At 55.8% G+C, this 25,071-nt stretch carries 22 protein-coding genes; 15 read left to right on the top strand and 7 right to left on the bottom strand.

Going from position 1 to position 25,071, the window contains the following annotated elements; genetic code table 11:
• The first annotated feature begins 9 nt into the window (after positions 1-9).
• From GWQ29_RS14100 to GWQ29_RS14075, 6 genes are all read left to right on the top strand, one after another.
• On the top strand, positions 10-1,257 hold the full coding sequence (locus tag GWQ29_RS14100; protein WP_131729999.1) for an ABC transporter permease: 1,248 nt from the start codon (positions 10-12) through the stop codon (positions 1,255-1,257).
• Between the two features lie 22 nt (positions 1,258-1,279).
• On the top strand, positions 1,280-1,753 hold the full coding sequence (locus GWQ29_RS14095) for a DUF3299 domain-containing protein (protein ID WP_011899071.1): 474 nt from the start codon (positions 1,280-1,282) through the stop codon (positions 1,751-1,753).
• 207 nt (positions 1,754-1,960) lie between these two features.
• Positions 1,961-2,827 (top strand): TIGR03899 family protein, encoded by an 867-nt coding sequence (locus tag GWQ29_RS14090; RefSeq protein ID WP_275919677.1) that lies wholly within the window; start codon positions 1,961-1,963, stop codon positions 2,825-2,827.
• Between the two features lie 267 nt (positions 2,828-3,094).
• On the top strand, positions 3,095-4,738 hold the full coding sequence (locus GWQ29_RS14085) for a PAS domain-containing methyl-accepting chemotaxis protein (RefSeq protein WP_275919676.1): 1,644 nt from the start codon (positions 3,095-3,097) through the stop codon (positions 4,736-4,738).
• A gap of 640 nt (positions 4,739-5,378) precedes the next feature.
• Entirely contained in the window at positions 5,379-6,455 is a 1,077-nt protein-coding gene (locus GWQ29_RS14080) for a hypothetical protein (RefSeq protein WP_275919675.1), read from the top strand.
• Between the two features lie 106 nt (positions 6,456-6,561).
• On the top strand, positions 6,562-8,586 hold the full coding sequence (locus tag GWQ29_RS14075; RefSeq protein ID WP_275919674.1) for an AIPR family protein: 2,025 nt from the start codon (positions 6,562-6,564) through the stop codon (positions 8,584-8,586).
• Positions 8,587-8,800: 214 nt separating this feature from the next.
• On the opposite strand, the gene cysC is transcribed toward GWQ29_RS14075, so the two are convergent.
• The 5 genes from cysC to cysG all read right to left on the bottom strand — a co-directional run bounded on the left by cysC (position 8,801) and on the right by cysG (position 15,166).
• Complete coding sequence (gene cysC / locus GWQ29_RS14070) at positions 8,801-9,394, bottom strand: adenylyl-sulfate kinase (RefSeq protein WP_275919673.1); 594 nt, start codon at positions 9,392-9,394, stop codon at positions 8,801-8,803.
• A gap of 157 nt (positions 9,395-9,551) precedes the next feature.
• Positions 9,552-11,276 carry an SLC13 family permease gene (locus GWQ29_RS14065; RefSeq protein WP_275919672.1) on the bottom strand — a complete coding sequence of 575 codons (1,725 nt, stop codon included), beginning with the start codon at positions 11,274-11,276 and terminating at the stop codon, positions 9,552-9,554.
• A gap of 4 nt (positions 11,277-11,280) precedes the next feature.
• Complete coding sequence (cysN, locus tag GWQ29_RS14060; RefSeq protein ID WP_275919671.1) at positions 11,281-12,711, bottom strand: sulfate adenylyltransferase subunit CysN; 1,431 nt, start codon at positions 12,709-12,711, stop codon at positions 11,281-11,283.
• A gap of 11 nt (positions 12,712-12,722) precedes the next feature.
• The gene (gene cysD, locus GWQ29_RS14055; protein ID WP_257979974.1) at positions 12,723-13,667 is read right to left on the bottom strand and encodes a sulfate adenylyltransferase subunit CysD; all 945 of its coding nucleotides are present in this window, start codon (positions 13,665-13,667) and stop codon (positions 12,723-12,725) included.
• 80 nt (positions 13,668-13,747) lie between these two features.
• Complete coding sequence (gene cysG, locus GWQ29_RS14050) at positions 13,748-15,166, bottom strand: siroheme synthase CysG (protein ID WP_275909580.1); 1,419 nt, start codon at positions 15,164-15,166, stop codon at positions 13,748-13,750.
• 197 nt (positions 15,167-15,363) lie between these two features.
• Between cysG and GWQ29_RS14045 the strand changes: the two genes are divergently transcribed.
• On the top strand, positions 15,364-16,287 hold the full coding sequence (locus tag GWQ29_RS14045; RefSeq protein ID WP_005318765.1) for an SPFH domain-containing protein: 924 nt from the start codon (positions 15,364-15,366) through the stop codon (positions 16,285-16,287).
• Positions 16,284-16,739: an NfeD family protein gene (locus GWQ29_RS14040; protein ID WP_005318764.1), complete on the top strand. Its 456-nt coding sequence runs from the start codon at positions 16,284-16,286 to the stop codon at positions 16,737-16,739. The genes GWQ29_RS14045 and GWQ29_RS14040 overlap by 4 nt, the downstream gene beginning before the upstream one ends.
• A 77-nt stretch (positions 16,740-16,816) precedes the next feature.
• Here GWQ29_RS14040 and GWQ29_RS14035 read toward each other — a convergent pair whose 3' ends face one another.
• Entirely contained in the window at positions 16,817-17,227 is a 411-nt protein-coding gene (locus GWQ29_RS14035) for a CBS domain-containing protein (RefSeq protein WP_265421966.1), read from the bottom strand.
• Between the two features lie 154 nt (positions 17,228-17,381).
• On the opposite strand from GWQ29_RS14035, the gene GWQ29_RS14030 reads away from it, so the two are divergent.
• From GWQ29_RS14030 to GWQ29_RS14010, 5 genes are all read left to right on the top strand, one after another.
• A complete protein-coding gene (locus tag GWQ29_RS14030) occupies positions 17,382-19,292 on the top strand; it encodes an ABC transporter ATP-binding protein (protein WP_021140959.1) in 1,911 nt (636 codons plus the stop codon).
• The gene (locus GWQ29_RS14025; protein ID WP_059168304.1) at positions 19,285-19,746 is read left to right on the top strand and encodes a DUF2390 domain-containing protein; all 462 of its coding nucleotides are present in this window, start codon (positions 19,285-19,287) and stop codon (positions 19,744-19,746) included. The genes GWQ29_RS14030 and GWQ29_RS14025 overlap by 8 nt, the downstream gene beginning before the upstream one ends.
• The gene (gene rlmJ / locus GWQ29_RS14020; protein ID WP_275919670.1) at positions 19,740-20,594 is read left to right on the top strand and encodes a 23S rRNA (adenine(2030)-N(6))-methyltransferase RlmJ; all 855 of its coding nucleotides are present in this window, start codon (positions 19,740-19,742) and stop codon (positions 20,592-20,594) included. The genes GWQ29_RS14025 and rlmJ overlap by 7 nt, the downstream gene beginning before the upstream one ends.
• A gap of 195 nt (positions 20,595-20,789) precedes the next feature.
• Positions 20,790-21,152 carry a DUF2061 domain-containing protein gene (locus tag GWQ29_RS14015; protein ID WP_017413068.1) on the top strand — a complete coding sequence of 121 codons (363 nt, stop codon included), beginning with the start codon at positions 20,790-20,792 and terminating at the stop codon, positions 21,150-21,152.
• Positions 21,153-21,242: 90 nt separating this feature from the next.
• Positions 21,243-21,839 (top strand): MliC family protein, encoded by a 597-nt coding sequence (locus GWQ29_RS14010; RefSeq protein ID WP_275919669.1) that lies wholly within the window; start codon positions 21,243-21,245, stop codon positions 21,837-21,839.
• 41 nt (positions 21,840-21,880) lie between these two features.
• Here the strand turns inward: GWQ29_RS14010 and GWQ29_RS14005 are convergent, their stop codons facing one another.
• Positions 21,881-23,059, bottom strand: a complete 1,179-nt coding sequence (locus GWQ29_RS14005; protein WP_275909583.1) for an aspartyl protease family protein — start codon at positions 23,057-23,059, stop codon at positions 21,881-21,883.
• Between the two features lie 633 nt (positions 23,060-23,692).
• On the opposite strand from GWQ29_RS14005, the gene GWQ29_RS14000 reads away from it, so the two are divergent.
• Together GWQ29_RS14000 and GWQ29_RS13995 are read left to right on the top strand one after the other, a co-directional pair.
• Positions 23,693-24,364 carry a hypothetical protein gene (locus GWQ29_RS14000; RefSeq protein WP_275909584.1) on the top strand — a complete coding sequence of 224 codons (672 nt, stop codon included), beginning with the start codon at positions 23,693-23,695 and terminating at the stop codon, positions 24,362-24,364.
• Between the two features lie 26 nt (positions 24,365-24,390).
• Positions 24,391-25,065: a hypothetical protein gene (locus tag GWQ29_RS13995; RefSeq protein WP_275909585.1), complete on the top strand. Its 675-nt coding sequence runs from the start codon at positions 24,391-24,393 to the stop codon at positions 25,063-25,065.
• Positions 25,066-25,071: the final 6 nt, after the last annotated feature.

Here is a 25,071-nt window from a genome sequence, read left to right as displayed (position 1 = left end):
GAGGCTAACGTGCTGAAACTTGCCCTGCAAAGTCTCTGGGCCCGTCGTCTCACCGCCGGGCTGACGCTGCTGGCCGTGGCCATCAGCGTCAGCCTGCTGCTCGGGGTGGAGCGGGTGCGCACCCAGGCCCGCGAGAGCTTTTCCAATACGGTATCTGGCACAGACCTTATCGTCGGCGCCCGCTCCGGCCAGGTGAACCTGCTGCTCTACTCGGTATTTCGCATCGGCAATCCCACCAACAACGTAGGCTGGGATGCCTATCAAGCCATCAAGCAGAAACCCGGCGTGGCCTGGACCATTCCCCTCTCCCTCGGTGATTCCCACAAGGGCTTTCGGGTACTCGGTACCAATGGCGACTACTTCACTCATCTGAAGTACGGCCAGCAGCAGTCGCTGCAACTGCGGGAGGGGCGGCCGTTCGACACGCCATTCGAGGCTGTGCTCGGCGCCCAGGTGGCAGAGAAGCTGGGCTACCAGCTGGATCAATCCATCATCATCGCCCACGGCGCCGGCAATACCTCCTTCAGCCAGCATGACAACCTGCCGTTCAAGGTGGTAGGAATACTGGCACCGACAGGCACCCCCATCGATCGCACCATTCATGTGCCGCTGGCCGGTATCGAGGCCATCCACCTCGGCTGGGATACGGGTCGTCACAGCAAGAACGTGACCGCCGAGCAGGCACTGGCGCAGGATCTGACACCTAAAACCATTACCGCCTTCATGGTGGGGCTGAGCAATCGCATCCTGGCGTTCCAGCTCCAGCGCAGCGTCAACACCTACAGAGGCGAGCCGCTGATGGCGATCCTGCCGGGGGCGGCCCTGCAGGAGTTGTGGAGCCTGATGAGCGTGGCAGAAACCGCGCTCTCGGTGATCGCCGGATTTGTGGTGGTGGCGGGCCTCATCGGCATGCTGACCACACTGCTGGCGGGACTCAACGAGCGGCGGCGCGAGCTGGCCATATTGAGATCCCTCGGCGCGGGTCCGGCCCACCTCTTCCTGCTGCTGGCGCTGGAGGCGATGGCCCTCACCACAGCGGGCATAGCCGTCGGGGTAGCCGCGCTCTATCTGGGGCAAGGGCTTGCCACTCCCTGGTTGCTCAGCCACTATGGCCTGCAATTGAGCCTGGGGCTGCCCAGCGCCTATGAATGGCAACTGCTGGGGCTGGTGTGGCTGGCTGGCATGGTGATCGGTCTGCTGCCAGCGGCCCGCGCCTATCGTTACAGCCTGAGCGATGGCATGAGCATCCGGGTCTAGTGAGCGACAAACAGAAGGACAGATGATGAAGTGGAAAATAATGGCGCTGCTGGCCAGCCTGCTGGTGTTGCCGGCAGTGGCCGCTGATTACAAGACCATCGACTGGGATGTGCTGATCCCGGAAGGGGAAAGGCTGCTGCCACCGCCCCAGGTCAACCATGAAGATCCCATGTCGGTTCCTCAACCTGTGGGGGGTGTCAATCAGAAGCTGGATCAGCAGGATGTGCGTATTCCGGGGTTCGTGGTGCCGCTGGAGGGAGATGCCAAGAAGATCACCGCCTTCCTGCTGGTGCCCTACTTCGGCGCCTGTATCCATGTGCCGCCCCCCCCGACCAATCAGGTGATCTATGTGAGCTATCCCAAGGGCGCCCCCGTGGATGATCTCTGGGACGCCATCTGGGTGAAGGGCAAGATGCGCACCATCAGTTCAAGCCATGAAATGGCGACCGCCTCCTACTCCATGGAAGGGGTCGAGGTCAGCGTCTACGAAGAGTGATACTGGCCATGAAAGGTGTTCGGGCACTGGCCACCATGACGCATACCCCGGCCCTGCAATAACGTCAGTCACGAGATGGCCTCCATTCGGAGGCCATTTTTTGTCCCGTCACGGGCAAAAATCCAGACATAGTCCCTGCCTGAGGGATTGCCCGCCATGCCGGTTGGAGTAACATTCAAGGCCAAACCTTGCGATCACGGAGCCAGCATGGCTGACCTGCCCCCGCCCAAGAAAGAGAGTGCCATCCTGAGCAGCCAGGAGCAGACCCTGCGCCTGGCCCGCAGCCGCGGCATCGATGGCATGCTCACTCGCAACAGCGACAGCACCTTCGAGCAACGCGCCACCTTTCGCCATCTTGCGGATCAGGCCGCTCGCCAGCGCAACCTGGAAGCCATCATGGTGATGGCCTCCCGTCACTGTGAGGAGACGGCTGCCGGCGGCGAGATGGACAGCGACTGGCTGACCCGCTTCCTGCAACTGGCGGAAGACATCAGCATGGTGCCCATGCAGCAGCTGTGGGGCCGCATCTTCGCCATCGAGGTCGCCACTCCCGGCCGCTTCTCCATCCGCGCCCTGACCACCCTCAAAGAGATGACCCAGCGCGAAGCCATGCTGTTTCAGCGAGTCTGCGCTCTCTCCTGCCACTATGCGGGCAGCGATGAGCAGCGTCTGCTGCTGGGGTTGCACAAGGGTGCCAGCCTGCTCACCCGCGCCAAGGTGACCCGTCTTGGCCTTGGCAAATACCGGCTCCCCTACAACGCCATGTTGCAACTGTTCGAACTGGGCTTGCTGCACAGAGGGGAGCTGGAATCCGGTCCGCTGCCCGCCGATGGGGTGGAGCTGGCCTTCGGCAACCAGCACTGGCGCCTGCAACGCAAGCAGGCCAACATCACCCTGCTCTACTACCGCCTGACGCCTGTGGGCAATGAACTCGCCCATCTGCTGCAGGAGTCGCCACTGGAGGAGTACTTGCAGGACTTGAAAACCGTGCTGGTGCAGGGGCTGCAGATAGAGACCATGACGCTGCCCCCGCCGCCCGAACAAGATCCCCTCTCGCCAACACCGACCACCTGAATCCAGGGGAGCCCTCGGCGGGCTCCTCTTGTCGTGACACGCCTGTCGCCCCATCTTGCGAAATTCCCCCTGTCGCTCCCAAATCGGTTCTCGAAATGCGAATCGATCTGTTTGATCACCCCTCCATGATCCGGACTCTCAGCAAAGTCTGACAATTTTGGTCGGATAAAGCCTCTATTTACAAAATCATCACCAAAGGTGTCACCTTGGTGCGCCACTTGCACTAGCCATACGTCTTTCCTAACAACCCCATTCTGGAGCAGCTCCATGAGAGTCAACCAACCCGTTACTCAGCGCGAACGCCTCTATCCGGACCACCAGAACCTGATCTCCACCACGGATCTGGAAAGTCGCATTACCTATGCCAACGATGAATTCTGTGACATCGCAGGATTCAGCCCTGACGAGTTACGAGGCCAACATCACAATCTGGTGCGCCATCCGGATATGCCCAAACAGGCCTTTGCAGATATGTGGCTCCACATCAAGGAGGGAAAGAGCTGGATGGGGCCGGTCAAGAACCGCTGCAAGAATGGTGACCACTACTGGGTCAGCGCCTTTGTCACCCCGATCAAAGACACAAATGGACGGATAGCCGAATTTCAATCGGTACGTACTGCGCCGAGCGAAGCGCTCAAACAGCGTGCCGAGGGCGTCTATGCCGACCTGCGCAATGACAAGGTTCCACTGGCTCTCAGGCTGCCCACCTTCTCCCATACCCTGACCATCAACCTCTGCCTGTTGTTAAGTCTGGCGACCATGCTCGGCCTGGGTTACAGCCAGGGCATTAACTGGCAACTGACGCTGGCAGCCCTACCGCTGGCACTCGCGGCTGTGGTTATCCATGCTCTCTCCCGCCGTCTGGGCAAGCTTAACAAGATGGCTCGCAGCCGCTTCGACAACCCGTTGATGCAGCTGCTCTATACCAACAAGGTCGATAATATCGCCGCCATCGAGCTCGCCATGCTGATGAATCAGGCCGAGTTCAATGCCGTACTGGCCCGCACCCAGCAAACCTGCACTCAAATACTGCAGGCCGCAGAGGGGGATCTGCGCAACGCCGAATCCATCACCGACAACCTGCAACAGCAGCAAGCCGAGACCAATCAGGTGGCCACCGCCATCACAGAGATGTCGGAGTCCATCCGCGAGGTATCGCAAAGCTCCAGCGACGCCTCCAGCCTGCTGGACGAGACGACCGACCTGTTCAGGAACGGCAACAGCAGCGTTGCCGAGACAGTGGCGGCCGTGGCAGGCATGAACAGCGAACTGACCACCTCGAAAACGGTCATCAGCGAACTGGTTGGCCACTGCCGCGATATCGACGGCATTCTCGATGTGATCAACAACATCGCCAATCAGACCAACCTGCTGGCGCTCAATGCGGCAATTGAAGCGGCCCGCGCCGGTGAAGCGGGTCGGGGATTCTCGGTGGTGGCCGACGAAATCCGCTCGCTCGCCATCAAGACCCAAGCCTCCACCAGCGAAATCCAGAAGATGATCACCGAGCTGCAAACCAGCGCCGGGGATGCTGAGCAGGCAATGGAGAAGGGGTGCCAACTCTCGGAGAGCTGCCAGCAGAAGGCGTCGGCGACCGGTAGCATACTGCAGCAGATCAACAGCATGTTGCAGCAGGTTGCCTCTGGCAGCGGCCAGATTGCCCAGGCGGTACAGGAGCAATCTCATGTGACCGCCGAGATCAATCGCAACGTGCTCAGCATCAAGACCCTGGCCGATGACTCCAGCACAGGCAGCCAGCACGCCGTGCACGGCATCACCCAGCTGGTAAACCAGTTGAGCGATCTTGACCGGCTGGTGCGCCAGTTCCAGAAGCCGGCACCGACAACCCAAAACCGCCATGCACATGCAGCAGCGGTCCCGAACGCCATGCCGGTACGCCAAGCCAGATAGCACCCCGCTGGCAATTGCCGCAAAACCCTATGGGCCCGCAGGCCCATAGGGTTTTTTAATGCCCGCCAACAAGAGGGCGACACTCACGGTTTCACCTTCCGATTTACCCACTGTTCTGCTAGACCACTACTGTTAAGCAGCCATATCGCCACACCATTCTTATTAATTTATTGATCTTGCGCAGAAAACACCTATCACTCCCTTTCCTCCCCAGCCCCGTTCGGTAACATACCCGCTTGGCAACCGTTTAGTCGGAGTCAGCCATGAGCCAGGCCAGAGCCATATCGCAGGTAAAAAGCAGCAGACTGGAGGCTGAAATTCAGGGGCGGTAGCGTGGTTTTTGTAGGTTGGTGCAGAGCGTAGCAACGCCCAACAGACAAGCATTATCACGTCAACCAGAGCGGGATAAACATGGGGTGGATCGAACGGTAAAACAAATTTGCAGATACGTTTCGCAATAAACGTTGGGCTTCACTTCGTTCAGCACCAACCTACGATTCTTAGCCCAACATCGGAGATAACAAGCCAATGCTCACGGAGCCAGCTATGTTACGCAATTTTTGCGGTGTCGCTTCGCTCTTTTGCTACCAGCATGGCTCCACCAGCCCGGTGATTGGGGCGTTAGAACACTAGGGAAAGTATGCAGATACCACTACTAGCTATTGATAAGAACTATGAGTCTTTAAGTGACACTGAAGTGACTGCCGAAGTAATGGATAGTTACATATGTATGATGAGTATCAATATGCTGGACTTTCCAAAACGGAAGGAACACATTTTGGAGTTGGTGACTCATAAGATTCAATACTGGGAAAGACTAATTAAAGAAGCCGATGAGCTCTTTTGGCTAAATAATGAAGGTAGAGGGTGGGCTGCTTTTTACCCTAGCCAAGACTGTGGTTATACAAGAATTTACAGATTCAAGCCTTCGAAAAATCACGATCTTCGAAGAGATAAGCCATGGGATATAGGCTCATGGAGGAACGTTCAATCAGAAGCCTCATTGCTAGATATTTTGAATACTGTTGAGTATCGTGAAATATTCAAAAACTGGAAGGCACACCAGTTAAAAGTTAACTCTGTCCCTACTGAATTTGCGGAAGGCCGACTCTCAAATACAGTTGTCGATAAAGCAATACTTGTAACAAAAGGAAATGGTTGTGCAGTTTGCGGAGCTTCAGCTGGACATCATGCTACTACTACACTAAGTGAATATAGTACAGTTATGTTATCTATGTCACTTTGTGAAGTTCATCAATTAGAAGCAAGTGAACATCCATACATACTTAAGTTTTTTGGCACTCTCTTCTTCTTAAACATTGATATTCCTGACTTAATTAAGCTTGATCATATTCCTGATAATTTGGTAGTTCCTCTAGCAGACATAATTGCCTCAAATTTGAATGCACAAATTGAACCACCCGAAAAGAGAGAACGTGGTTGGCACATTCGCTTCAAAATGCAAGACGGTTGGTCATGGCTGCTGCGACTTAACACGCTAACAGATTACGCTTATATGCTGTTTAATCCTGCCAACAAGCAGGTTCATCGTATTGATTCAGCTGATGATCATCCTAATATACCATTCGGACCAGATCATCAACATTTCAACCCTAAAACAAAGCGAGAATCGATAGAGCCTAGTTTTTCCTATGGCATTCCGTTATTGGACTTTCCATTGCTTGAAAAAAGTAAGGCCTACCATGCTGGGTTTTAGCACTCTAACAAACGCGTCAATGATGACTGGTTTTCTGCTAGCACTCCAAACCGACCTGTTACGCAGACGTTAGGAACCATGATTAAATAAGATAAAAGGACTAAATATGGCAAGAAATGATGCGTTGCTACTTGATGGAATAATTGACGACCGAATCGAAAACAACACTCCATCAAATAGGCGAGACGAAGCATTTGAATATCTTGCCTTCGAGCAAATCCTTAAAAACTATGATCTTTCCGGTGAAGAAATAACCTACGGTTCTATAGATGGTCGAAATGACGGTGGGATCGATGGCTTTTTTATTTTTGTAAATGGCCACTTACTTAAGGATGTAGAATCATTTATATGGCCTAAGTCAGGAGCATTGCTAGAGATATGGGTTATAACCTGTAAACATCACGATACTTTTAAACAAGCTCCCTTAGATAATATAGTTGCAAGTTTGTCTGAATTGTTCGACCTGAGCATAGCTGCAGAGCATTTTAAGGGTGACTATTCCGAAGAAGTGATAAAGCTCAGGGAGAATTTAAAATTCGCGTATAGAAAGCTTTCCCCAAAATTAAGTGGTTTCAACATTCAATACGTTTATGCATCTAGAGGTGACACAACGCAGATAGGGGAGTCAATCACATCTAGGTCAGATCAACTTACTAACATGACAAAAGAATTTTTTGGGGCCTGCAAGGTTGAATTCCAGTTTATCGGATCCACTGAATTGGTAAATCTCCACCGAAAGACACCAAATTTTAGCCTCGAACTTCCATTTACTGAAGTGTTGTCTAGTGGTGAACGTTACGTATTACTAGCAAATTTAGCTGACTATTATGGTTTTGTATCAGACGAGGGAAGCTTAAGAAGATATCTTTTTGACTCAAACGTTCGCGACTTCATGGGTCTAAACAGAGTTAATGAAGATATAAAGAATACACTTGAGGATGATGAGTCTCCTGACTTCTGGTGCTTAAATAATGGAGTGACGATACTTGCAACTTCGGCAAGTCTCGTGGGTGACTGTATTAAACTAGAAGACATTCAAATTGTTAATGGATTACAAACAACGGAATCAATATTTAGATATTTTGAAGCCGGAGGAAAAGATAATAAAAATAGATCTGTTCTAATTAAAGTTATTGTTTCTCAAAATGATGATGTAAGAGACTCAATAATCCGCGCCACAAACAACCAAACGGATGTTGAGATGGCTTCATTGCACGCCACAGATAAAATACAAAGAGATATAGAAGATATTTTCGAAAGATCAGATTATTTTTACGAAAGAAGAAAGAATTTCCATAATAATCTTGGGAATCCTTCAGCAAAAGTTGTAACTCCTTTATATATTGCTTCAGGCTATGTAAGTCTTGTCTTGAAGTCACCACAAAAAGCCTCAAATTTGAGATCTCGTTTCATGCGCTCTGATGAGGCTTACAACACTGTCTTTTCAGACAAAAGACCATTATCAGTGTATCCAGTAATAGCAGCAGTACTTAAAATAACAGATCTTGTTTTAGAAGATTTTCGTCCTAAGCGAGGCTCAGGGGGAGAGCGATTTCTTAAACGCTGGAGACAAGTTGTGAGCTTTATTACCGTATCAAGGCTTTTAGGTAGCTTTGATTTTTCCGTGGTGGAGTTATCAAAATTAGATATCGAAAAATATACATATAAAGAGGTGAAAGAAACATGGGACTTTATATGCCTAAGACGCCAAGAAGATATAATATCCAAAAATATCAATAATAAACGTTATTATGTAGACCTGTGCCAAGAAGCAGCGGAAGAATTCTCAATATCCGATATTTCCCGTGTAGAGAAGGCTAATGATTTTAATACTTCTACCCCTGCTATAGCAGACCGCCATAGATCTGATAATGTGATTGTTTATTTTGAGTTTGTTCGGAAAGTTGATAGCCTCCTTCCACCTCAGCCTTGGAAGCCAGGAGTTCATAGAAAAATTACTAAGGAGTTAGGCTGTTCTAATAAAGAGTACTTTCAAGCAGTGCAAATTCTTATTGAAGAGGGTATGAGAAATAAGCAGGTTGATGGTGTCGTATATGACGATGAAGGTAATGTCATCACTTTTGATCCAGAAAGAGTCGACCCAGACACTCTTGAGCTGCTGGACACCTAAATGCCTAACAAATGCATGCTGTCGGACTGGTTTTTCGCTGTGTTCCAAACCAGCCGAAAATGCGGCGTTAGTCAGAGGACATTTCACCTTTTGAGCGTCATATAACGCGTTCTATTAAGCCATTAACCACTGACAACAAAGGGAATTGTTGGCAGGAAATAAACAGGGGGCAAACGCCCCCTTGTTTATCAATAATCCGTCCAAACAATACATCTTAATCGATCAACCCCCGCAGCCTTAGAGCAGTAATCAACTCCTCCACCAGCACCTCCACCGATTTACCGGTATTAAGCAGATGGATTTCTGGGTTTTCCGGCGCCTCGTAGGCGGAGTCGATACCGGTAAAATTACGGATCTCGCCGGCTCGCGCCTTTTTGTAGAGCCCCTTGGGGTCACGCTCTTCACAGACGGCGAGTGGCGCATCGACAAATACTTCGACAAACTCGTCCGGCCCCAAGAGATTGCGCACAAGCTCACGCTCGGCACGAAACGGCGAGATAAAGGCGGTGAGCACGATAAGGCCCGCATCCACCATGAGTTTCGCCACCTCGCCGACCCGGCGGATGTTCTCCTGACGGGCGGCATCATCAAAACCAAGATCCCCACACAGGCCGTGGCGCACATTATCCCCATCCAGCAGATAGGTGTGCTTGCCCTCGGCAGCCAGCGCCTGTTCTAGCGCCCCCGCCAGGGTGGACTTACCGGCCCCGGAGAGCCCGGTAAACCAGATCACCAGCGGCTTTTGCCCCTTCAATTCAGAACGGCTCTGTTTGCTGACAGCATGCTGGTGCCACACTATATTGCTCATCTAAAACTCCTTGTTTGGCATTGACGCTGCCACGCTGAAACTCTCTCTGACTCCCAGCCCATCAATAGATGGCTTGCCGGTGCCATGGCCATGATTGCTCATCTCAACCCCTTGGATCGCGACGAATGACCCGGCCTTTATCACCCGCCATCACGCCTCAGAACGGAAACAGCAGGGGCACCATCACAATCACCCCCAGGCTGTAGGCCAGGGAGACCGGCAGCGCCAGCTTGAGGTAATCCGGCATCTTGTAGTTGCCCGCCGCATAGACCATCAGGTTGGTTTGATAGCCGTAGGGCAGGATAAAGCTGGAGCTGGCCCCGAACAGCACCGCCAGAATAAACGGCATGGTCGAGACGTCCATGCTGAGCGCCAGCTGGTAGCCCATGGGGAAGGCGAGCGCCGCCGCGGCGTTGTTGCTCATCAGCTCGGTCAGCACCAGGGTAAACAGGTAGATGCCGATAAAGGCGATGATGGGGCTGGAACCGTTGAACTCCCCCATCAGCCAGTCGGCAATCACCCTGGCCAGACCGCTCTTCTCAAGCTGATCGGCGATGGCGAGCGCACCGCCCACCACCAGCCAGATATCCAGCGGAAAGCGGCGGCGGATCTCGTCCAGGGTCAGGATGCGGGAGAACAGCAACGCCACCAGCATCATGAGCAGCCCCTTGAACAGCGGCACCAGCTCAAAAACCGACAGTGCCAGCACACCGAGAAAGCCCAGTACAACGGCGGCGCTGCGCTTGCCATCGAGGCGGGTGGAGGCCTCTAGCCCGCTCACCACCACGAACTCCCGCGACAGGGACTTGTTGCTGGCGAACTTGGGGCCCGGGGCTAACAGCAGGGTATCGCCTGCGTGCAGCTCAATCTGACCGAGGCCACCGGTAAGCTGGGTCTCGCCACGACGCACCGCCAGTACCACGGCATCGAAGTGGGTACGAAACTCGGCATCCTTGATGGATTGCCCCACCAGTCGCGAGCTGTGGCTGACGATCACCTCCACCAGATGCTGGCCGTTGAGACGATGCTGACCGTAGAGATCCAGTCCCTTCATCTCCTGCAACACGCCGACACTCTCCACCTCGCCACAGAACAGCAACACATCCCCTTCGTGCAGCTCATGTTCCGGCTGTACCGGGCAGATCACCTGGTCACCGCGAATTACTTCCGCCAGATAGAGGCTTTTCAGGCTGCGCAGGCCGTTCTCCTTGACGCTGCGCCCCGCCAGCGGCGAACCGGCGCCTACCTTGGCTTCGAGAAAATAGCCGGATTCCCGGCTCATCTCGGTATCCTGCTCCGGCAGATAGCGGGCAAACAGCAGCACGGCCACCAGACCGGTCAGCAGGGTGCCGCCCCCCACCATAAAGAAATCGAACATGCCGAGCGGCTGGGCCCCCATCTTGATGAGGAAGCTGTTGACGATGAGATTGGTGGAGGTGCCGATCAGGGTCAGCACGCCGCCAAAGGTGGCGGCGAAGCACATGGGCAGCAGCAGCCGGGAGGGCGCATGGTTGGGATTGCGTTTGACCGCCCCCAGCATGGACGCTACCACGGCCGTGTTGTTGACGAAGGCCGACAGGAAAGCGGTGGAAAACCACAGCTTGATCAATACCTTGTTGAATGAACCCGAGCCCACCAGATTGGCGAACCAGCTCATGATCCGGGTCTTCTCCACCGCCAGCGACACCAGCAACAGCAACACCAGGGTCAGCAGGGCGCTGTTGGTGTAACCCGCCACCACGGCGTTGATGTCCGCCAGTCCACTCAAATAGGTGATGAGCACGGCGCCCGAAAAGAGCAGCGCCGGGCGGAGTTTGCCCTGGATCAGCAGGGCGACGAGCGCAGCCAGCAGACCCAGCACCAGGGATTGTTGCCAGGTCATGGGGTTACTCCTTGCCGATGGCGAGTGCTTGCCAGTGCGGGAAGTGCTTGCGTACCAGGGCGTTGAGCTCGATTTCAAACTCGCTGTATTGCTCCGCTTTGCCACCAAGAGTCACTGCTTTCGCAGCCAGGCCTTCCACTATCATGCCCGCCCCGACGGTGACATTGGTCAGCCGGTCGATCAGGATGAAGCTGCCGGTGTCGCGAATATCCGTGTATGGGTCGAACGCCACAGGGTCGGTCAGACTCACTTCGCACAAGCCAATCTCGTTGAGATGCAGTTCGCTCGCATCCAGCTGGTCCAGCTTGTTGATTTCGATACGATGACGGATGACCTCCACCTGACCACGGGTCTTCTTGGTAGCCAGCTTGATGTCATAGACCCGGCCCGGTTGCAGGGACTCCTCCCCCATCCAGACGATGTGAGCCAGCACGTTCTGGGTCACCTGGGGCTTTTTCGCCGCATCCACCAGCAAATCGCCGCGGCTGATGTCGATTTCATCGGCAAAAGTCACAGTGATGGCCTGACCCGGCAGGGCATACTCCAGATCCCCGTCGAAGGTCACGATGCGGGTCACAGTGCTCTCTTTGCCGGACGGCAGCACCGCCAGCTTGTCGCCGACGCGCAAAATACCGGCCGCGAGCGTACCCGCAAAGCCACGGAAATCCAGGTTGGGGCGGTTCACGTACTGCACCGGCAGACGCACCGGATGACGCTCCAGCTCACGCTCAACGTCGGCAGACTCCAGCAGTGAGAGCAGGGTCTCGCCCTGATACCAGGCCAGCTTGTCGCTCGGGTTGACCACGTTGTCGCCGTCCAGCGCCGAGACAGGCACTATCTGTATGGTGTCAACGTTGAGCTTTTTGGCGAATTCGCGATAATCGGCACTGATGCGCTCGAACACCTCCTGGCTGAACTCCACCAGGTCCATCTTGTTGACCGCCACCACGAACTGCTTGATGCCGAGCAGGCTGGCGATAAAGCTGTGACGACGAGTCTGATCCAGCACGCCCTTGCGGGCATCAATCAGAATGATGGCCAGATCACAGGTGGAGGCACCGGTCGCCATGTTGCGGGTGTACTGCTCGTGGCCCGGGGTATCCGAGATGATAAATTTGCGCTTGGCTGTGGAGAAATAGCGGTAGGCCACGTCTATGGTGATGCCCTGCTCGCGCTCGGCCTGCAGGCCATCCACCAGCAGCGCCAGATCCAGCTTCTCGCCTGTGGTACCAAGCTTCTGGCTGTCGGACTCCAGCGCTTTAAGCTGATCTTCATAGATCTGCTGGGAGTCATGCAGCAGGCGACCGATCAGGGTGCTCTTGCCGTCGTCCACGCTGCCACAGGTGAGAAAACGCAGCAGGCTCTTGTGCTGCTGGGCGTGCAGGTAGGCTTCAATGCCCTGTTCGCTGATAGCGGTCTGAATATGGTTGTTCATGATGCGATTCCTTAGAAATATCCCTGACGCTTCTTCTGCTCCATGGAGCCTGCCTGATCGTGGTCAATCAGCCGTCCCTGCCGCTCGCTCGAGGTGGTGAGCAGCATCTCTTCGATGATCTCCGGCAGCGTGGTGGCATCGGATTCGATGGCCCCGGTCAGCGGGTAGCAGCCGAGGGTGCGGAAGCGCACCAGTTCCTGCTTCACTTCATCTTCAGGGCCGATGGGCATGCGCTCGTCATCCACCATGATCTTGATGCCATTGCGTTCCACCACCGGGCGCACGGCCGCGAAGTAGAGCGGCACTATGTCGATGTTCTCGAGATAGATGTATTGCCAGATATCCAGCTCGGTCCAGTTGGAGAGCGGGAACACCCGTATGCTCTCCCCCTTGTTGACCTGGCTGTTGTAGACGCGCCACAGCTCGGGTCTCTGGTTTTTCGGGTCCCAGCGGTGAGACTTGTCACGGAAGGAGTAGACCCGCTCCTTGGCACGGGACTTCTCCTCGTCACGACGGGCACCACCGAAGGCGGCATCGAAGCCGTGCTGGTTGAGCGCCTGCTTGAGCCCTTCTGTCTTCATGATGTCGGTGTGCTTGCCGCTGCCGTGCACGAAGGGGTTGATCCCCATGGCGAGGCCATCCGGGTTCTTGTGGACGATGAGATCCAGCCCGTACTTTTTGGCGGTCTCGTCGCGAAAGGTGATCATCTCCTTGAACTTCCAGTCGGTGTCGACGTGCAACAAGGGGAAAGGGATCTTGCCCGGATAGAAGGCCTTGCGGGCCAGGTGCAGCATGACGGAGGAGTCCTTGCCGATGGAGTACATCATCACCGGGTTTTCAAATTCGGCAGCCACCTCGCGGATGATATGGATGCTCTCGGCCTCCAGTTGCTGCAAATGCGTCAGTCTTTCACGGTCCATGTCGGGTCCTCTGGTCTGGCTAACGCGCCGGGTCAGGGCGCGATTCGGGTTCAGGTCGGTGCCGCTGTCGCCGCACCGTCAAATCGGTTCATGGTCACAACATTCGGGATGGGGGCTCAGGCCAGGTTGACCAGCTTGAGGTCGCAGGCGCCCTCAGCCTCAGGCTGTCCCTCGCCGAACCAGGCCAGCCGCTCGCGCAAGGCCACCACTTCACCGATGACGATGAGGGACGGGCTCACTGCCTGCTGGGCCAGTACAGCCAACTCAGCCAGGGTGCCGGTCAGCACGCGCTGACGGGCCGTGGTGCCCCGCTCTATGATGGCGATGGGGGTCTGGCTGCTGCGGCCGTGGCTCACCAGTTGCTGCTGAATATGTTCGGAGCGCATCAGCCCCATGTAGATAACCAGGGTCTGCTGGGTCATGGCGAGCTGCTGCCAGTCGGGCTCCTTGCCCTCTTTCTGGCAGTGGCCCGTGATGAAGACGGCACTCTGGGCGTGGTCGCGGTGGGTAAGCGGGATACCGGCATACGCGGTGGCACCAGCGGCGGCCGTGATGCCGGGCACTACGGAGAAGGGGATCCCCTCTGCCGCCAGCACCTCCAGCTCCTCGCCGCCACGGCCAAACATGAAGGGATCACCGCCCTTGAGGCGCACCACACGGTTACCCGCCCTGGCGTACTCCACCAAGAGACGGTTGGTCTCTTCCTGGGGCACGCTGTGGGCACCGGCCTTCTTGCCGACCGAGACCAGGGTGGCATCGCGGCGCACCAGATCCAGGATCTCCGGGGAGACCAGCTGGTCATAGAGCACCACTTCCGCCTGCTGAATTTGTTGCAGCGCCTTGAGGGTCAACAGGCCCGGATCGCCAGGGCCCGCACCGACCAGCACCACCTCGCCCACCTCACTTTGGGCCTTGTCGAGCCCGTCATTGAGCCAGGTTTCGGCACTCTGCCAATCCTGCTTTTCGATAAGCCCGGCCAGGGTGTTGGAGGCAAAGGCGCGCTCCCAGAAGCGGCGGCGATCAGAAATGGATGAGAGCACCTGCTTGGCCTTGTCACGCACCCGACCTGAGAGCTCGGTGAGCCCCCCCAGGTGGCGGGGCAGCAGACTCTCGAGTCGCTCGCGCAACAGGCGCACCAGGACGGGGGCCTTGCCACCGCTGGAGACGGCGACCATCAGGGGCGAGCGATCTATGATGGAGGGAAAGATGAAACTGGAACGTTTTGGGTCATCCACCACATTGACGAACAGACCCAGCTGGTTGGCGCTTTGATAGACCAGGGCGTTGACTTCGAGATTGTCGGTGGCGGCCACCACCAGCAGCTGACCAGCCAGGTGAGCCGGGGTGAAGCGCTCGACCAGATGGGTAAAACGGCCGGCAAATTCAGCGAATTCGGGTTCAATCTCGGGGGAGACCAGGGTCAGCCTTGCGCCTGCCGCCAGCAGCAGACGCGCCTTGCGCAGGGCCACCTCGCCCCCGCCTACCAGCAAGACGGGGCGGCCTTCCAACCTGGCAAACATAGGTAAATAATCCATTTCGGCCCATCCCTCGGAACACGACTAATATGGGGCGACTATAGGCAGGGCTGCTTATCCCTCAAAATAATAAAAAATGCTTTTTAATGCATTTTAGTAATTAGCAAAGCCATATGATGACAAAGGCGGACGATCATCCTTGTGGTGCTCGGCGCAAGGCCATAGGCTAGTGAATGTGTTTCATAAGGAGCTAGATAATGAATGAGTCATTGATTGTGCTAGGGATCTTCGTGTTCCTGGTGATCGTCACCCTGGGTGCCGGCATCAAGATAGTGCCGCAAGGCTACAACTGGACAGTGGAGCGCTTCGGCCGCTACACCCGCACCCTATCCCCCGGCCTCAACCTGCTTATCCCCTATGTGGATAGAGTCGGTCACAAGATCATCATGATGGAGCAGGTGCTGGACATTCCGGCGCAAGAGGTGATCTCCCGCGACAACGCCAACGTCACCATAGACGCCATCAGCTTCGTGCAGGTGGTGGATGCCCGCAAAGCCGCCTACGAGGTCAACGATCTCACCAGCGCCATTCGCAATCTCACCATGACCAATATGCGGACAGTGCTGGGCGCCATGGAGCTGGACGAGATGCTCTCCCAGCGCGACACAATCAACGAGAAGCTGCTGCGCACCATGGATGCCGCCACCGCCCCCTGGGGCATCAAGGTGACCCGGATCGAGATCAAGGATGTCCGTCCGCCGCTGGCGCTGGTGGAAGCCATGAACGCCCAGATGAAGGCCGAGCGCCAGAAACGGGCTGAGGTGCTGGAAGCCGAAGGGGTGCGTCAGTCCAAGATCCTCAAAGCCGAGGGTGAGAAACAGTCCCAGATCCTCAAGGCAGAGGGTGAGCGTCAGGCCGCCTTCCTCGCCGCCGAAGCGCGGGAGCGGGCTGCCGAGGCGGAAGCCAAGGCGACTCACATGGTCTCCAAGGCCATCGCGGAAGGGGATATGCAGGCCATCAACTACTTCGTGGCCCAGAAGTACACGGAAGCACTGGCCCGTATCGGCGAAGGCCCCAACAGCAAGATCATCATGATGCCGCTGGAAGCGGGCAGCCTGATCGGCTCGATAGCCGGCATGGCCGAGATGTTCAACAAAGACGGCAAGGGTAACAAGTCATGACAGCCCTGCTCGAGGGGCTGACCCACTGGCACTGGCTGGGGCTGGGTTTCATCCTCTTGGCCATAGAAGTGCTGGGGTCGGTGGGCTTTCTGCTCTGGACCGGCATAGCCGCGCTGGAAGTGGGGTTGCTGCTGTTGCTGTGGCCCTTCGGCTGGCAGGCACAACTGCTGCTGTTTGCGGTGCAATCCCTGCTCACTACCTGGGCCTGGTGGCGCTGGCAGCACAAGCGCGACCGCTCGGGCCGTGATGCGGCAGCTCCCATCAATGAACGGATGCAGGGTTATGTGGGTCGGGAGCTGGTGTTGCTGGATGACGTGGTGCAGGGGCTGAGCCGGGTCCATCTGGATGACACCGTCTGGACGGTGCGCAGCCAGATGCCGCTCACCGCCGGCAGCCGGGTCAAGGTGGTCGGGACGGATTCCCATATCCTGCTGGTGGAACCCTTGCCCTGACCCCGGCGAGCGAACACTGGCTTCACCACACCAAAAAGGGCTCCACGGAGCCCTTTTTCATGAAGTAACGCAGCGGGTTAGAAGCCATCATCCTCGAGGGCAGCGCGCAGCAGATCCTTCCAGCTGATGATGCCGACCAGGGCGCCATTTTCCAGCACCGGCAGGCAGGAGACCCCCTTCTTCAGCATCAGCTTGACGCCGTCACGGACCGGCAGGTGGGAGGCAATGGTGACGGGCTGGCGACTCATGATCTGGTGAGCCCGCCGGTTGAGGGTCTCGGTGTCGCGGCTCATCTCGGCCTCGGAGCCCAGATAGGGGCTGATGGCGCGGAACAGATCCCTGTCCGAGATGACTCCCACCAGTTGATCCTCTTCCAGCACCAGCAGATGGCGAAAGCGGGCCTGCTCGAAGATATCCTTGATGACACTGAGCCGATCGTCCATGGAGACAGTGGCGACCCGGGTCGTCATGATGTCCTTGATAAGCATGCTAACCTCCCGTAACCCAACTGGTTTCTCTGTTATGGCATCTTTTTACCACGCCAGCCAGTCGCCCGTCCTTAGCCCAAGTGCAAATCTGCGCCATTTCACGTAAGATCCGCGCCAGATTTTCTCCTCCATTTTGAGCAAGCAGACCCCACCCATGATAGTTGCCAGTCAAATCGAACTGATCCGCGGCGGCCGCAAGCTGCTGGACAACGCTTCCGCCACCATTCACCCGGGCCACAAGGTGGGCCTGGTGGGTAAAAATGGCAGTGGCAAGTCCACCTTTTTTGCACTGGTACGGGGCGAGCTGGCCATCGACAGCGGCAGCTTCAGCCTGCCCGCAGGCTGGCAGATCGCCGGCGTCGCCCAGGAGACACCGGCGCTGGACTGCTCTGCGCTGGACTACGTGATCGACGGTGACAAGGAGTTCCGCTCACTGGAAGCCCAGCTGGCCCAGGCCGAGCTGGATGACAACGGCATACTGGTGGCCGAGTTGCACGGCAAGCTCGATACCATAGGCGCCTACAGCATTCGGGCCCGCGCCGCCGAGCTGCTGCACGGTCTGGGTTTTGGCGACGAGCAACTCGGCTCGCCGGTACGCAGCTTCTCCGGTGGCTGGCGCATGCGCCTGAACCTGGCCCAGGCACTGCTCTGCCGCTCAGACCTGCTGCTGCTCGATGAACCGACCAACCACCTGGATCTCGATGCCGTCATCTGGCTGGAGAAGTGGCTCAAGGGCTATCAGGGCACGCTGGTGCTGATTTCGCACGACCGCGATTTCCTCGATTCGGTCATCAGCCGCATCATCCATATCGAGAACGGCAAGCTCAACGAATACACTGGCGGCTACTCCGACTTCGAACTGCAGCGTGCCGAGCAGTTGGCCCAGCAGCAGTCCATGTACGAGAAGCAGCAGCGGGAGGTGTCCCACATGCAGGCCTATGTGGACCGCTTCCGCTACAAGGCCTCCAAGGCCCGTCAGGCCCAGAGTCGCCTCAAAGCCATGGAGCGGATGGAGAAACTCCTGCCCGCCCACGCCGATTCCGAATTCAGTTTCGAGTTTCGCGAGCCGTCGGCTCTGCCGACCCCGCTGATCGCCATGGAGAACCTCAGCGCCGGTTACGGCGACAAGGTGATCCTGGAGAAGATAAAGATGAACCTGGTGCCGGGTTCGCGCATCGGCCTGCTCGGTCGCAACGGCGCCGGCAAGTCCACCTTCATCAAGATGCTGTCGGGCACCAATCCGCCCCTGTCGGGCAAGCTGGAAGTGAGCGCCGGCGTCAGCATTGGCTATTTCGCCCAGCATCAGCTCGAAACCCTGCGGCTCGACGATACCCCCCTCGATCACCTGGCCCGCCTCGCGCCAGACAAGTCCGAGCAGGAGCTGCGCAACTATCTGGGCAGTTTTGGTTTTCACGGTGACAAGGCCCTCGACAAGGTGGCCCCCTTCTCCGGCGGCGAAAAGGCACGGCTGGTACTGGCACTCGTCACCTGGCAAAAACCGAACCTCTTACTGCTGGATGAACCGACCAACCACCTGGATCTGGAGATGCGCCACGCCCTGACCATGGCGCTGCAAGGCTTCGAGGGCGCCATGGTGGTGGTCTCACACGACCGTCACCTGCTGCGCACCACCACGGATGACTTCTATCTGGTACACGGTGGCCGGGTCGAAGCCTTCGACGGCGATCTGGACGACTACCACAAGTGGCTCGGTGAGCAGGAGAAAGAGGCCAACGCCAAGCCCAGCGACGGCATCATCTCCGCCAACTCGGCGCTGGCACGCAAGGATCAGAAGCGGCGCGAGGCGGAATTCCGCCAGCAGACCCGCCCCTTGCGCCAGAAGCTGGAGAAGCTGGAAGCCAGCATGGCGAAATTGCAGACCCGGTTGGCGGCAGTGGAAGAGCAACTGGCCGACCCCGCCATCTATGAAGAGGCGGCCAAGAACAAGCTCTCTGAGCTGCTCAAATCCCAGGGGCCCATCAAGGAAGAGCTGGATGGTGTCGAGCTGGAGTGGATGAGCCTCTCTGAAGAGCTGGAAACCATGGAGCAGACCTTCCTTGCATGATGACCCGCTGATAGCGACCGAGCGGGTCGCCGTACACGAATTGCCGACGCCCATCGGCTTCTGGCACTGGAGCGGCAAGGTCTATGGCGAGCGCAGCCAGGACTGGCTCACGGTGCAGGCACAAGGGGGCAACGTCAACCTGGCCCTGCTGCTGCATCGACTGGATCAGACTGGCATAGCCGTCGACCTGACCGATCTGCAGCCGGCACTGGTACAGACAGAAGCGGTACTGGCCCCCTGGCGCGCCCTGCGCCAGAACGCCAAATCGCGACTCGATGAGCAGGAATACCAGGCCATGCTGGCCCATGAGCTGGAGCTGGAACGCTTGCAACAAGGGGTCCTGCTGCAGACACTGCGCGGCCTCACCCTGTTTCGCGGCAAGGGCCGCAATCTGTTGAACTATTTATCGTTACTGGGTGCCCAGCAGGGCCCCCTCAGAGATCTGACATGCTGAGTTATCGCCACGCCTTTCACGCCGGCAACCATGCCGACGTCCTGAAACATGCCGTTCAGGCCCTGATCATCGAGTCCCTCAAGAAGAAGGATAAGCCCTACATTGTGCTGGACACCCATGCCGGCGGCGGTCTCTACGACCTGCGCGGCGACTGGTCCCAGAAGAAGGCCGAGTATGCCGATGGCATAGGCCGGTTGTGGGATGAGCGGGCCCAATGGCCCGCCATGGCCCCCTATCTTGGCGTCATCGACGAGATGAATCAGGGCGGTGAGCTGCACTACTACCCGGGCTCCCCCGAGCTGTCGCGCCGTCTTGCCCGCGAGCAGGACAAGCTGGCTCTGATGGAGCTGCACAGCAACGAGGTGGAAGACCTGCGCGCCAACATGGGCTATGACCCCAGAGTCGTCGTGCACCACCGTGACGGCTTCGAAGGGCTGGTAGCCCTGCTGCCGCCGGCCCCGCGCCGCGGACTTGTGTTGATCGACCCACCCTATGAGCTCAAAGAAGATTACTTCGCCGTGGTCGATACCCTGAAAAAGGCACAGAAGCGCTGGGCGACCGGCATCTACGCCCTCTGGTATCCCATCCTGGGGCAGGAAGCGGACAAATCCCGCGACATGCTGCGCGCCATCAAGCGGGAAAACTTCGGTAACGTGCTGGTGGCCGAGCTGGAAGTGGCCGAACAGACCGCCGACTGGGGCATGAACGGCTCCGGCATGCTCATTATCAGCCCCCCCTGGATGCTGGACGAGCAGATAGAAGCCTTCCTCAAACCCTTGTGCGCCAAGCTGGCCCAGGGGGCTGGCGCCAAGTACAAGGTGGAATGGTTAAGCAAAACGGAAGCCTGAGACCAGCCCCGAGATTTGAAACAAAAAGCCCCTTTCGGGGCTTTTTGTCATTCCGGGCCGGGATATTCATGACTGGGCGACTGGCAGAACCATCACCCTTGATAGGTTCTCCCTATCCAACCATTAGATGAGAATGATTTTCATTTAATGCAATTGTGGCGGATACTGCTGTCATCACCAGAGGGAGTCACCATCATGAAAAAGACCATCAGCTTTGCCATCCTGCACTTCGGTGTCGCCTTTACCGTGGCTTACCTGCTGACCGGTGAGCTGCTGACCGCCAGCCTGATCGCCCTGATAGAGCCCGCCGTCAACACGGTCGCCTTCTACTTTCATGATCTGGGCTGGCACAAGTTCAAGCCCAGCCACAGCCTGCAGGCCAAGACCAGCAGCTTCGCACTGGTACACTTCAGCGTGGCGTTTGCCGTCGCCTTCCTGCTGAGCGGCGAACTGCTCACCGGCGGCGTGATGGCCATCATAGAGCCCGCCATCAACACAGTTGTCTTCTTCTTCCACGAGCGGCTGTGGCGCGCCCGCCAGCAACTGGCGCTGGCCTGAAGCTCTTGCCTTGTTCAGGGCCGCTCGGCGGCCCTGCTACATTGTGCTGTAGTAGCCGGGTATCCCACTCTTTTTGCTGGAGTCTTTCCGATGAACAAGCTGCTGCTTGGCCCTCTTCTCTTTACCCCTCTGCTGGCCTGTGCTGCCACCCCTTCCTTTGATTGTGCCAAGGCAGCCGGCGCGGCCGAAACCCTGATCTGCAAGGATGCCGCGCTGGCGGCGCTGGATAACGAGCTGGCCGCCCTCTATCCCAAGGCGCTCGCCAACCTCTCCCCCGAACAGTTCAAAACGGAGAAGACCATGCAGCGCGGCTGGATCAAGGGTCGCAACGACTGCTGGAAGGCCAAGGATCTGCGCCAATGCGTAGAGGAGAACTACCAGCAGCGGATCACTGAGTTGCAGATAAAAGGTGGCCAGCTAATGGTCACGACACCGGTCGACTACCAGTGCGGCAACAAGGTCACCCTCTCCACCTACTTCTATAACGATGCCAAGCTGCCCGCCGCCGTGATCAACCTGAGCGAAGGGGATAGCCAGCAACAGGTGCTCGCCTATGAAGCCCCCAGCGCCAGCGGCGCCCGTTATGAAGGCCAGAACCTCAGCCTCTTCACCAAGGGGGACGAGGCCAGCCTGGAGCGTTACGGCCAGCCGTCGCTCAACTGCACAGTGAGCCCAGCCAAGGGCTAATCCCGTCCCGGGGCCGGTCAGATTGCCGGCCCCGTTCTTGATTAGATGGCGATATCCAGTGCCTTGCCCTCTCTGATAACCCGCATCTTGAGCGATCCCGGCTTGCTGATATTGAGCAGTTCGCGCACCTTGTCGATCTCGATGGGGCGATACGCCACCCCGTTGACCTGCTCTATGAGATCACCGTTCTTCAGGCCGTAGGGGATCAGCGCCTGCTCATCGTTGTAATAGATCTGCAGATGCTGACCATCAAAGCGCACCGCTATATTGCGCAGGAAGGGCGGTAATTGTCGCGCCAGGCTGCCTGCGTCGTAGCAGATCATCATGCGCCCCGGAATGATCGCAAAACGCTTGAAGCGGTTCACAAAGTCCAGGCCAAGGGCATACTTGTCGTTGCCGTTTTCCGACACCCGCAACTGACCGAGCGGACGCTCGTCAAACTGAAGATCCGTGAGGATATGTTCACTTGCCGCCTGCATACCGCTCGCATCAGCCCCTTTTCGCGGGCTAGCACCTGCACCAAGCAACGCCTGCTTGTCGGCCATAAAGCCGATAAAGGCGCGATCGACATAGCTCTGATCGGCCCCGGTATCGAGGTACATTCGCACGCTGCTCTCGCCGTGAGTCAGGTAGATGGCCGGTGAGCGGTTGTAGCTGTCTTCATATCCGATACAACGCTCGAACCCGGCGGCGGACGGCGCCCTCAGCGAGGCGCTGATCTGATGCTGCCCGTTATCAAACACCCAGTTGAAGCGCCGTATGGTATCAATCCCGAGTACACCATCGATGCGGGTACCGATGGACTGGGAGAAGAGCTCAAAATCCATGGTTCCCCACAGATCGCTGTCATCTATGGTGACCGACCCCACCGAGAAGGGTACCGGCTGCACGAATCCAAGCTGATCACTACCCACTTGACCCGATACGCTGGCCACATTGGCAAAGTCGGCCTGATAGGCCAGGGGCAGTTCACTTAAGCTGAGCGCCTTGAATCGAGTGGCAAGGCGGCGATCAATCACAGTGATGCTGGCGCCGGTATCGAGCAGAAACTGGTACTGCTCACCGTCTATGGTGACGGGTATCAGGGGAGCACTTTCGTAATGAACAGCCAGTACTGGCGCGGATGAGGCTGCCGTGGCGGACGAGTCAGGGTCGCTGCAGCCCTGGACGGCGGAGAGGATCAATATGGCCAGTGCCATTGCGTTGAACTGCAATGTCATAACACTCCTTTACGATAGCGAATGCGCTGCCCCCACCACGGCATCACAGAACACTATCTTGTTGATTTATAGATAAATAAACTATCTTCGCCGGTGCTGGTGACAATAACAAAGAGTTTTATGCTGACTCAAGCTTATTATGACCACGAATCCTCTACGGCTATCCGTCAGGAGAGGCATCCACCGCCTCCCGGCTATCCACAGTTCACCCTGTCCTATCGATTAATTTATTGATCTTGCACAGAAATCCGACATCTTGCCCTTCCCCTCTGCACTAGCACCGCTAATATATTCGATTGGCAACATTTGCCTCGTCGGAGTCTCCCCCATGAGCCCTGCCAGCGATCATCCCTTGGTTAAAAGCAGCAATCTGGAAGCTGAAATCCTGTGCGGTAGCCATGCTGGCATTTGCCGTGGCCAATGGTCACACTGATTTTCTATACGGTCGTAATTGTTGTGCAAAAAGAAGAGATCAAGCGAATACACCCAGCTTCAGAGCTAGGAAGGTAATTCATTGAATTATAATGTTATTTACAGCTCTCTGAATCGATATAAAGCGGAGTTAGATAGAAGGCGGTATTAATGTGTTAGTACCGCCTTCTATCTAATCAATGTTATAGGGCAAGGTAGGCTATGGAAATATTTGGAAGCACAATAACAACTAACGTATTGTTGGTTCTCTACATTGCATGGTATTTGTTTGGAAAGAAAGTGATTGACGCTTACTCTTCTAGAAAAGGGAATAATCGAGCTGATAAAGAAGATATAGGTGAATTAGAATCCCTCAGATCAGCTGGTCGTCAACCGTTTGATATCGAGCTTGAAAAACAAAAAGCTCAAGCTGCATATATTGTAGAGGAGTTTAAAGAAAGCCTAAAAATTAGAATAGAAACAAAAAGAAAGCTTTACGAAGGACTCGTAGATCTTAAAGTCTACACGAGACACTTTTACCATCGAGCAAAATCAACTGATGAAGCACAGATGGCCTTTGATAAATTTCAGGATACCTTGGCTCAAGTGAGCGACTTTATGAGCTGCAACAAACATTTTGTCAAAGAAATTGATCCTAAATTTCTCACTGAATTTGAGAAAAAAGTGAACGTATACCTAGATAGCTTTCGAAACGCAAATGAGTCGATTAATAGCGGCAATACTAATAATACGCTAGTTGATAGTCGAAATGCATCAGCTACTGAGCTTCTAGATCAGATAGATAATTATTTGGAAAAAATATTCAAAATAAACCCGGCAGAGTTGCCTTATAACAAATCAATGCTGCCGACCGCTAACGCGTCGGCTGATTGAGGCGTTAGCATTCACGAGGAAGTCGAGTGGAAAAATTATTCGAATATGTAGCTAAGGAATGGAGTGTTGTTTCTCAAGCACCATTTGCCTTTCTAATTTTGGCTGCAATCATGTTTGGCTTGGCCTATCTCGCAGCTAAATGGCGTTACACAGCCGTTGTTGAGCAAACTAAGTCTGCTAATGAAACATTGAAGGAGCGCCTTCATCTAAAAACTGAGCAAGCTGAATCATATAAAGATCGCGCATTAAAATATGACGAAAAAGTTCATTCGGTTGTCGACTCCGATGAGGTCGCATTAAAGGAAAAAACGCTCGAAGTCGTGAAAAATCTTCGTGAATTTATCGAACGCTATAAGCGAGAAGATCAAACTAACATGATGGAGCGTCATAATTTTTCAGCAGCCCAGTCTGAAGAGCAGAGAAATATTGAATGGAATAGACAAACAAATCATATGATGCGACTCAGTAGTGAGATGAACGCTGAGTATGATCGACGCTTTAGGGTCGACACTATGATGTTAAGAGACGAGCTTCGCTCACGGCTGCCAGATTATGATCCCCAAGATAGGCATCGTGATTCAGCATATGAACACCCAACAAATTATTTTGGCTTTAATGATGTTGCTAGTGATCTAGAACGCATGGCCAAAATGCTAACAAATAAAGGAACGGGACGCGAAAAATCTGCGCCCGTGCTTTAAGCGTCA

Origin of the sequence: Aeromonas sp. 2HA2 (assembly GCF_029237345.1) — a bacterium.
GTDB lineage: Bacteria > Pseudomonadota > Gammaproteobacteria > Enterobacterales > Aeromonadaceae > Aeromonas > Aeromonas salmonicida.
The sequence above is the reverse complement of the archived record's forward strand: the minus strand, read 5'-3'. Positions and strand labels throughout refer to the sequence as shown.

Coding starts and splice junctions, on each gene's coding strand:
- GWQ29_RS14030 (WP_021140959.1), top strand. CDS start 17,382: ATGATAGTTGCCAGTCAAATCGAACTGATCCGCGGCGGCCGCAAGCTG.
- GWQ29_RS14005 (WP_275909583.1), bottom strand. CDS start 23,059: ATGACATTGCAGTTCAACGCAATGGCACTGGCCATATTGATCCTCTCC.
- GWQ29_RS14065 (WP_275919672.1), bottom strand. CDS start 11,276: ATGACCTGGCAACAATCCCTGGTGCTGGGTCTGCTGGCTGCGCTCGTC.
- GWQ29_RS14085 (WP_275919676.1), top strand. CDS start 3,095: ATGAGAGTCAACCAACCCGTTACTCAGCGCGAACGCCTCTATCCGGAC.
- GWQ29_RS14035 (WP_265421966.1), bottom strand. CDS start 17,227: ATGCTTATCAAGGACATCATGACGACCCGGGTCGCCACTGTCTCCATG.
- GWQ29_RS14045 (WP_005318765.1), top strand. CDS start 15,364: ATGAATGAGTCATTGATTGTGCTAGGGATCTTCGTGTTCCTGGTGATC.
- cysG (WP_275909580.1), bottom strand. CDS start 15,166: ATGGATTATTTACCTATGTTTGCCAGGTTGGAAGGCCGCCCCGTCTTG.
- GWQ29_RS14075 (WP_275919674.1), top strand. CDS start 6,562: ATGGCAAGAAATGATGCGTTGCTACTTGATGGAATAATTGACGACCGA.
- GWQ29_RS14090 (WP_275919677.1), top strand. CDS start 1,961: ATGGCTGACCTGCCCCCGCCCAAGAAAGAGAGTGCCATCCTGAGCAGC.
- cysC (WP_275919673.1), bottom strand. CDS start 9,394: ATGAGCAATATAGTGTGGCACCAGCATGCTGTCAGCAAACAGAGCCGT.
- GWQ29_RS14015 (WP_017413068.1), top strand. CDS start 20,790: ATGAAAAAGACCATCAGCTTTGCCATCCTGCACTTCGGTGTCGCCTTT.
- rlmJ (WP_275919670.1), top strand. CDS start 19,740: ATGCTGAGTTATCGCCACGCCTTTCACGCCGGCAACCATGCCGACGTC.
- GWQ29_RS14000 (WP_275909584.1), top strand. CDS start 23,693: ATGGAAATATTTGGAAGCACAATAACAACTAACGTATTGTTGGTTCTC.
- GWQ29_RS14040 (WP_005318764.1), top strand. CDS start 16,284: ATGACAGCCCTGCTCGAGGGGCTGACCCACTGGCACTGGCTGGGGCTG.
- cysN (WP_275919671.1), bottom strand. CDS start 12,711: ATGAACAACCATATTCAGACCGCTATCAGCGAACAGGGCATTGAAGCC.
- GWQ29_RS14010 (WP_275919669.1), top strand. CDS start 21,243: ATGAACAAGCTGCTGCTTGGCCCTCTTCTCTTTACCCCTCTGCTGGCC.
- GWQ29_RS14080 (WP_275919675.1), top strand. CDS start 5,379: ATGCAGATACCACTACTAGCTATTGATAAGAACTATGAGTCTTTAAGT.
- GWQ29_RS14095 (WP_011899071.1), top strand. CDS start 1,280: ATGATGAAGTGGAAAATAATGGCGCTGCTGGCCAGCCTGCTGGTGTTG.